Consider the following 7146-nt stretch of genomic DNA (forward strand, 5'->3'; position numbering starts at 1 on the left):
GTTTCTTGTTAAATGGAGAGAGGTTAACTGCATTTACGAGGTTAATATCAGATGAGACAGCGAGTCATGGAAATCCCCTATCTTTAGGATTTTATACCATGGCTAATGATGCTGAGGCGATATTAGATGGGGACGCATTTTTTCAAAGACATGCAATGATCGTGGGTTCAACTGGTTCGGGGAAATCATGGACTACGGCAAGAATAATTGAACAAGTTGCTGACTTACCGAAGTCAAATATGGTAGTTTTTGACTTGCATTCAGAATATAGTCCACTTGGATTACATGAAAATATAAGCGTACTTAGAATAGCGGGTCCAGGTGATATTATCAACCCAGGAGAGGATGTAATTTTTCTACCATATTGGTTATTAGGGTACGAGGACATGCTAGCATTAGTTCTTGATAGGACTGATGAAAATGCTCCGAATCAGGCTATGGCTTTCTCAAATACAGTAATTGAAGCTAAAAAGCAGGTCCTTATTGCAGAAGCGATGAACGAGGAATTAGAAACATTTACGATAGATAGTCCAATTCCATATGATATGGGTTATGTTGTTGAGGAACTAACCAGATTAAATAACGAACGAGTAACAAATCCAGGGACTGGTCGGGAAATTAATGGACCTTTTAATGGGAAATTTAATAGATTTATACCTAGACTTCAATCTAAAAGAAGTGATAGAAGATATGGTTTTTTATTTAATTTAAGTGAGGAACACCTTAAAACTGATTACGTAAATAACCTGGTGAAAAAGCTGATGCAATCGACAGATAGTGAGGTACCTGGAGTTAAAATTATAGACTTTTCAGAAGTTCCTTCAGATATTCTACCAATCGTAATCAGCCTAGTAGCAAGAATCATTTTTCAAGTTCAGCAATGGTCCTTAAGTATAGAAAGACATCCAATAGCTTTAGTTTGTGATGAGGCACATTTATACTTACCCTCAAGGAATAATGCGGGTGCTTCTGAAGCAAGGGCTTTATCACACTTTGAAAGAATTGCTAAGGAAGGGAGAAAATATGGAGTTAGCTTACTTATTGTAAGTCAAAGACCATCTGAGCTAAACAGTACAATTATGAGTCAATGTAACAATGTCATTTCATTAAGATTATCAAATCAAGCCGATAAAAATGCAGTATGTAATCTACTCCCAGAAAATCTTGGGGGTATTCAAGATTTTCTTCCTACGCTTGGAATAGGGGAAGCGGTTGTTGTTGGGGATTCTTGTTTATTGCCAAGTAGAATTAAAATTAAAGAACCTAGACATCAGCCAAACTCAAATTCAGTAAAGTTTTGGAATGAATGGAATGAAGGGAACTATCAACAGAATCTTAACAATGCTGTAAGAAACCTTAGAAGACAAACAATAGTGGAATAAAGAATTGTATATTAGATTTCTTTAATATTTAATAAGCGTTTTTACATTGTTCTAATTTTTCTATCTCATCTCATTTAGATACACAATAAAGATAATGAGGAAGATTGCTTTTAAAAATGAAAACAATGTATACGAAGTCCGTTCTTAATGATTTACTTATTGAGTTGTTTTTCAGAAGATGGTAACTAGGTGTTCTGGGGAAGTAATATAAAATTATAGGAGATAGTTAATGAGAAAGTTTCTTAGTTACTGAGGATGATTTATTTGAATTTATTGAGGTGCAACATCGATGGTTGATATTGAACTTCTAAATATAATCTATGAAATAGGTGAATATATATGAGAGTTACTATTGAAAATTCAGCTAAGAAACTTCTAAATGAAAATGAATATAACGAACTATTGGAAATATCAGAGAGTGGGAATATTTTCGAAGGTGTATACAATTTTGATATTAAACTTGGCGGAGTAGGAATTCATAATATAAATGATTTTAAAAAACGAGGAAGATATCATATTCGTGATAGGGATATATTTAGACCATTTCAATATATAGAAGCTTATTTAGATTTTGACCAACCACATATCGAGTGGGTAACAAGGGAAATAGTTCATATGTGTGGGTTACATCTTGAATGTTTAGTTAAGCGACTAACTGGGCAAGACAAACTTCCACTTGGACAGGGCCTTATGTATGCTATAGCTGAATATAAATTAGATAAACAAACTGTAAGTTACATTAGGGTTATTTTACAACCATATAACGATGCAAAACATAGGTTAAGTCAAGAAATGGATACACATTTGTTTAATATGAAACAAATGCTTATTTGCTATGGTGCAACAAGGAAATTATCATTAAAAGTTATGCCTATGGTAAAATTATACACTGACCCATCTGTTTGGAACGGTAATATTAATTTGATTGGAGATGGATTGTAAATGTATGAAAAATTACCAAAACAATATTGGGCTATACAAGACTACCTATTATACGCTTATGATGTATTAGGAGACATGTTAAGACAAGCTGATAGTAAGGATTTATCTAGTTTCACAATCCAATATAAGGAAGATAGTGAACATGATTCCTTAGAGAAAGCAGAAGATATTTTTGAATGGTTAGATAACAATGGTTATCATGAAAAAGCAGTAGATTTTTTTACTGCACATGTTTTTTTTCTATTATTAAAGGATTTTTGTTACTATATGTATGAATCTATTAGTTGTGCAGAACGTGGAAAGGTCACTGTTTCCTATTCATTATTAAGAAAACCATTGAGAGATAATTTGTTGTATCTAGAGTGGTTGTTATCTGATAAAGAAGAATTTTATGAGACTTTTTTATACGGTTCTATAGAGGATTACGATATATCAAATTATAAAATCTTCAATAGAAATAGAATTAGCAGCATTATAAAAAAAGCAAGTACATTTTCTTATATGGGCGATGCCTTAAATTATGATGATATTGTTTATAAATTTCGATTTAGCGGAAAAGACGAGATAGGTTTACAACGTATCTGGAATCAGTCAATGCATTTAGTTACAACATCACCTAATTACAAGACAGAAAAAAATAACCTTAATTTTATTTTTGCGGATGAGCAGCTTTGGAGTGAATATTGGGATTATTATTACCACGTTGTACCTCAGTTAATGGCTTATGTATTAGAAATATGTGAAGCTTTATTTTTATCTATCGTTAAGGTAGACAGCTTTAATTTGTTTATGAATCGAAATATTAGATTTATAAAATATGCAAATGTCTATCCTTTTTTTGGCTCATTTAATGAGCTTAACCAGGTAACAAAGTTATTATATAGTACAATAGAGGATAGTAACTCTGGTATTAAAATAATATGTGAAAATTGTTCTTCAGATATAACTCTAACCACTAACGTTTTAAACCAAATGATAAATGGTTACTGGTTGTGTTGTTCATCATGTAATCGCGAGCAAAACATTTGCAAATATTATACTGATTATTTTCAGTTAGATTTTTGATTAGTAAAATAAATATATTTTCCACTTTGGGTAAAATTTTCATGGTATGAAATAGGCAAGTTGAGTTTGTAAAACATTAAACTTGCCACTTTTTCATATTTTATGAAACTCAATCTCCAGTTCCCCTTCACTAACCAGAATCACCTTCTCAATAATTGTTTGAAGAAATGCCTTTGCTTCTGGAATTGATAGTGAATCTAAGGACTGTAAAATATTCTGTATGTGCTTTTGCATTTGTTTTTCTAGCCTCTCAACATTGATTTCCTTTTTGTCATCCTCTCTTTTTGCGTTGGCGATGACCTTTTCCATTTTCACTTTCTCTTCATTCAAATCCTCTAGCTCAATAAGTCCAGCAGTATAGGCTTCAACTTTTCTTTTGTATCTTGCTTTCGCATTTTGAACTGCTTGTTCAGCACCTTGTTTTTGCGACTGCATGACTTGTTCAACAAGAGTTGTTTTCGTTTGGCTAGTCGAGAATTCAAATAATTGAACAAGGCCTTGCTTAAACCAATTTTCAACGTCATTGGCACGGTATTGTTTACTTGTACAAGTGCCTTTATTTTTGTTAGCGGAACAACGGTAAACGCGATACCTGTTGTTTTTTGAACCTGACCAGCCGATACTCATGCTTGCACCACACTTGCCACATTTTAAAATGCCACCTAGTAAGTGGGGACTAGTTTTTGCCCGAGGAGCTATTTGTTTGGCATTCACTCTTTTTTGCGCGTCTTCCCATTCATCTTTGTCGATAATAACAGGTAAGCAGTCATCGATTACTACCCATTCATCATCCTTTTTGTCTGTTCGTTTTTTCTTACTAGAATCTTTACGGTTCCATACGAAAGTGCCTTTATAAACAGGATTCGTAAGCATTAGTTTTATAGCACGGATGGACCAATCCTTTTTATATTTTGACGGGATACCTTCCTCATTTAGTTGCTTTGCAATGGCGTAGTAACCTAACCCTTTTTCTAAATAAAGATTAAACACTCGTTTTACCACTTCTGCTTCTTTTTCATCAATGACTAACTCCTTATCGACTAACTTATATCCATAAGGGCTTTGTGTTAACCATTTACCGGTAGTGGCAGCGTGGTACATATTTTCAAAGACACGTTCTCGAATACGCTCACGCTCGAATTCGGCAACGGCACCGAGTACTTGCAAAGTTAATCTCCCAGAAGGGGTATTCGTATCAAAAGACTCACTAATTGAAATAAACGAAACATCGTGTTCTTGAAAAAGATCAATAAGGTTAAGTAAATCAAGTAGCTTCCGGCTAATCCTATCCAATTTTGTGACCATCACTTGAGACACTTCACCATTTTTAACAGCACTAATAAGCTCATTTAATTTAGGGCGATCAATATTTTTAGCTGAGTAGCCATCATCTACATAAACGATTACTTCAGTACTCCAGCCCATCGCTCGGCAGTATGCTTTTAAGCGTTCTTGTTGTTCATGAAGAGAAACACCTTCTCTTGCTTGTTCATCAGTAGAAACACGACAATAAAGGGCGATCATACGTATGTTGTTGTTAAGTTCTTCAGCCATAATATGTCCCCCTTTCATGTTTTTTCTAATATATATGACCAAGCCTAATTAAAAATGATTTAATACAAGTTTCTTGGGTTGTCCCACACCTTCTTATGCATAACGTTTAATGAGGGGGTGTGCTGTTGGAAAAGGTAAATGTTCGTTTCACGTTGAATAGTACATCAGGAAAAATATCGTTCTCCGCTTTAAATGAAATAGAAAATAAAGAAATTGCCGCAGCTTTAACTGATAAATTATCAAGTTGGGAAATGCGAGTAAAAGAAGCTGCCGTTAACAACATGATCAAAAATGAATTTGGTGAAGAACAAGCCAAAAGTATTAAAGTGAAAATTATCAATGAAAAATAAAAGAGAGAGTCTTTCCTTTGTTTAAGGATTAGACTCTTTTTTAAATACACGAAAATGGAAATGTTAAAATTTGATCAAAAATGGTTTATAATATAATAAAAGATTTATTAAGACAAAGGTGGTGGAAGAAATGGCTATACGTAAAGAAGAGTTATATAAAATGGTGGAGTCTTTAAGTAATGAAGATAAGAAAACAGCCTTTGACTTTATGCAGTTTTTAATTGAACGTTCAAAGAATAAAAAGCCGAAATCATGGCAAGAGATTGATGAATTAGAAAGTGATAATGAACCATTGAGTGAAGAGGAGCTTAAGCAGTTAGAAAGTGAAGATGGTTACATTTCAGGGGAGGGTGCAAAGCGTGAATTCGGACTACAAGTTGATTTACCATAAGTCCGCAGTTAAATTCATAGCTAAATTAGATAAAACTTCTCAAGAAAGAATTGTAACTGGGTTAAAGGGGCTTTTATCCATCCCACCGGAAGGAGATATTAAAAGTCTTAAAGGACATACGGGATTGTATAGGTTAAGAATTGGCAGTTTTCGCGTTATTTTTAATATTGATCATCATGAACAAGTGGTCTATATAGAAGTTGTTGGGAACCGTGGAGATATTTATAAATAGTTTATTATATAGGGGTTGTTCCAAAGTATCATTTTGGGCAGCTCCGTTTTTCTATATATAAGCACCTTTACTGAACGAAGGCTGGGCTTCGTATTGGCATCAGCGAATCCTGCGGGAGATGGATCTTACATCCGATGAGTCGATCGAGTTCGCAAAACTGAACGCTGGAGTTGTGCAACCGTCGAAAACGCAGATCAACCCTTATTACCTTGGACTCAAAGTTTTTGAAGACATTGAAGAGCGCTACAACAATCCGACCGAAGAAATGAAAAAACGTGGTGTAAAACTGAACAGTGGTCGTGAGAAAATGTTTGAAGTGCGGGAAATTGAATCAGATATTTCTTTCATTCGCAATTATTTAACAAAAGAGCTCGTGTTACGCGAAGATATGTACCTTTTCCAAAAGCAAGGCCGCGATTATAAAATTGTAGATAAAGAGTGGCAGGAAGTTCGTGACCAGTTAGTGAGTATGCGAGTCAATGGTGGTTTCCCATATATTTGTGTTACAGATGGAGATTACTTGAAGAATGGTGAGCTTTATTTAAAACATTATTACGAAGGCATTGAGCTCGACGTTAAATATTTAGAAAAAGTACTTCCGTATATTCATCAGCTTTGGGGAAGACCAGTGCATATGGAAACGCAAATTTCAGATAAACAAATTGTGTTTGTGTATGATGGGAAGAAGATTCATAGAAGGTATTTATAGAAGGATGAGGGCTGTCTCGAATGAGGCGGTTCTTATTTTTTTGGAATGTTGTTTCCGTAGCAGTTTGTAAAAATACATTGTAATAAATTCGTAACAAAAAACACATAGTTACTTCATAAGACACTTTGTTTTGGGGTAGTCTCGTTTTGTTTTTTTACACAAAAACATGTGTATAATTACATATTTTTCGTTCTTTATTCTACACAAAAAAATCTAACATTGATTTTTATCACACCCTATCGTTATAAATATGTAATTTTTGTGAAATATATTAGTAATTATAGATTAATTGTGTAAAACGATGGTAGAATGTGAGTGTAAACAAACATTTTACATAGAAATGGAGGGTAGGTAATTTAATTTAATTCTTTATTTCTAAAAAAATATATTTAAGGAGCATTCCTGTTAGAAGGATTTTCGGGGACTTGAAAAAAAAAGAGCCCTCCTGGTATGATACGGGGTGTCAAATCGTGCACCGAGATGACCCCTAACTTAGTTAACCAAGGAGGACTTCATAATGA

7 protein-coding genes and 1 pseudogene are annotated in these 7146 nt (G+C 33.9%); 7 read left to right on the top strand and 1 reads right to left on the bottom strand.

Annotated elements, in window-relative coordinates; genetic code table 11:
• Positions 1-5: 5 nt before the first annotated feature.
• The 3 genes from BKP35_RS17375 (at position 6) to BKP35_RS17385 (ending at position 3389) form a co-directional block, all read left to right on the top strand.
• Positions 6-1382, top strand: a complete 1377-nt coding sequence (locus BKP35_RS17375; RefSeq protein ID WP_245742000.1) for an ATP-binding protein — start codon at positions 6-8, stop codon at positions 1380-1382.
• A gap of 339 nt (positions 1383-1721) precedes the next feature.
• On the top strand, positions 1722-2324 hold the full coding sequence (locus BKP35_RS17380) for a hypothetical protein (protein ID WP_071314652.1): 603 nt from the start codon (positions 1722-1724) through the stop codon (positions 2322-2324).
• Positions 2325-3389, top strand: coding sequence for a hypothetical protein (locus tag BKP35_RS17385; protein ID WP_071314653.1), 1065 nt, complete (start codon positions 2325-2327; stop codon positions 3387-3389). It begins immediately after the preceding gene.
• Positions 3390-3482: 93 nt separating this feature from the next.
• On the opposite strand, the gene BKP35_RS17390 is transcribed toward BKP35_RS17385, so the two are convergent.
• On the bottom strand, positions 3483-4943 hold the full coding sequence (locus BKP35_RS17390; protein ID WP_071314654.1) for a recombinase family protein: 1461 nt from the start codon (positions 4941-4943) through the stop codon (positions 3483-3485).
• Positions 4944-5068: 125 nt separating this feature from the next.
• Here BKP35_RS17390 and BKP35_RS17395 point away from each other — a divergent pair, with 125 nt between their 5' ends.
• From BKP35_RS17395 to BKP35_RS17410, 4 genes and pseudogenes are all read left to right on the top strand, one after another.
• Positions 5069-5293 carry a hypothetical protein gene (locus BKP35_RS17395; protein ID WP_071314655.1) on the top strand — a complete coding sequence of 75 codons (225 nt, stop codon included), beginning with the start codon at positions 5069-5071 and terminating at the stop codon, positions 5291-5293.
• A 130-nt stretch (positions 5294-5423) separates the two neighbouring features.
• Entirely contained in the window at positions 5424-5684 is a 261-nt protein-coding gene (locus BKP35_RS17400; RefSeq protein WP_071314656.1) for a hypothetical protein, read from the top strand.
• Entirely contained in the window at positions 5653-5916 is a 264-nt protein-coding gene (locus BKP35_RS17405; protein WP_071314657.1) for a type II toxin-antitoxin system RelE family toxin, read from the top strand. Before BKP35_RS17400 ends, BKP35_RS17405 begins: the two co-directional genes overlap by 32 nt.
• 67 nt (positions 5917-5983) lie before the next feature.
• Positions 5984-6625, top strand: a pseudogene (locus BKP35_RS17410) (SpoVR family protein); the annotation flags it as partial.
• Positions 6626-7146 lie beyond the last annotated feature (521 nt).

Source organism: Anaerobacillus arseniciselenatis (genome assembly GCF_001865995.1).
Classification (GTDB): Bacteria; Bacillota; Bacilli; order Bacillales; family Anaerobacillaceae; genus Anaerobacillus; species Anaerobacillus arseniciselenatis.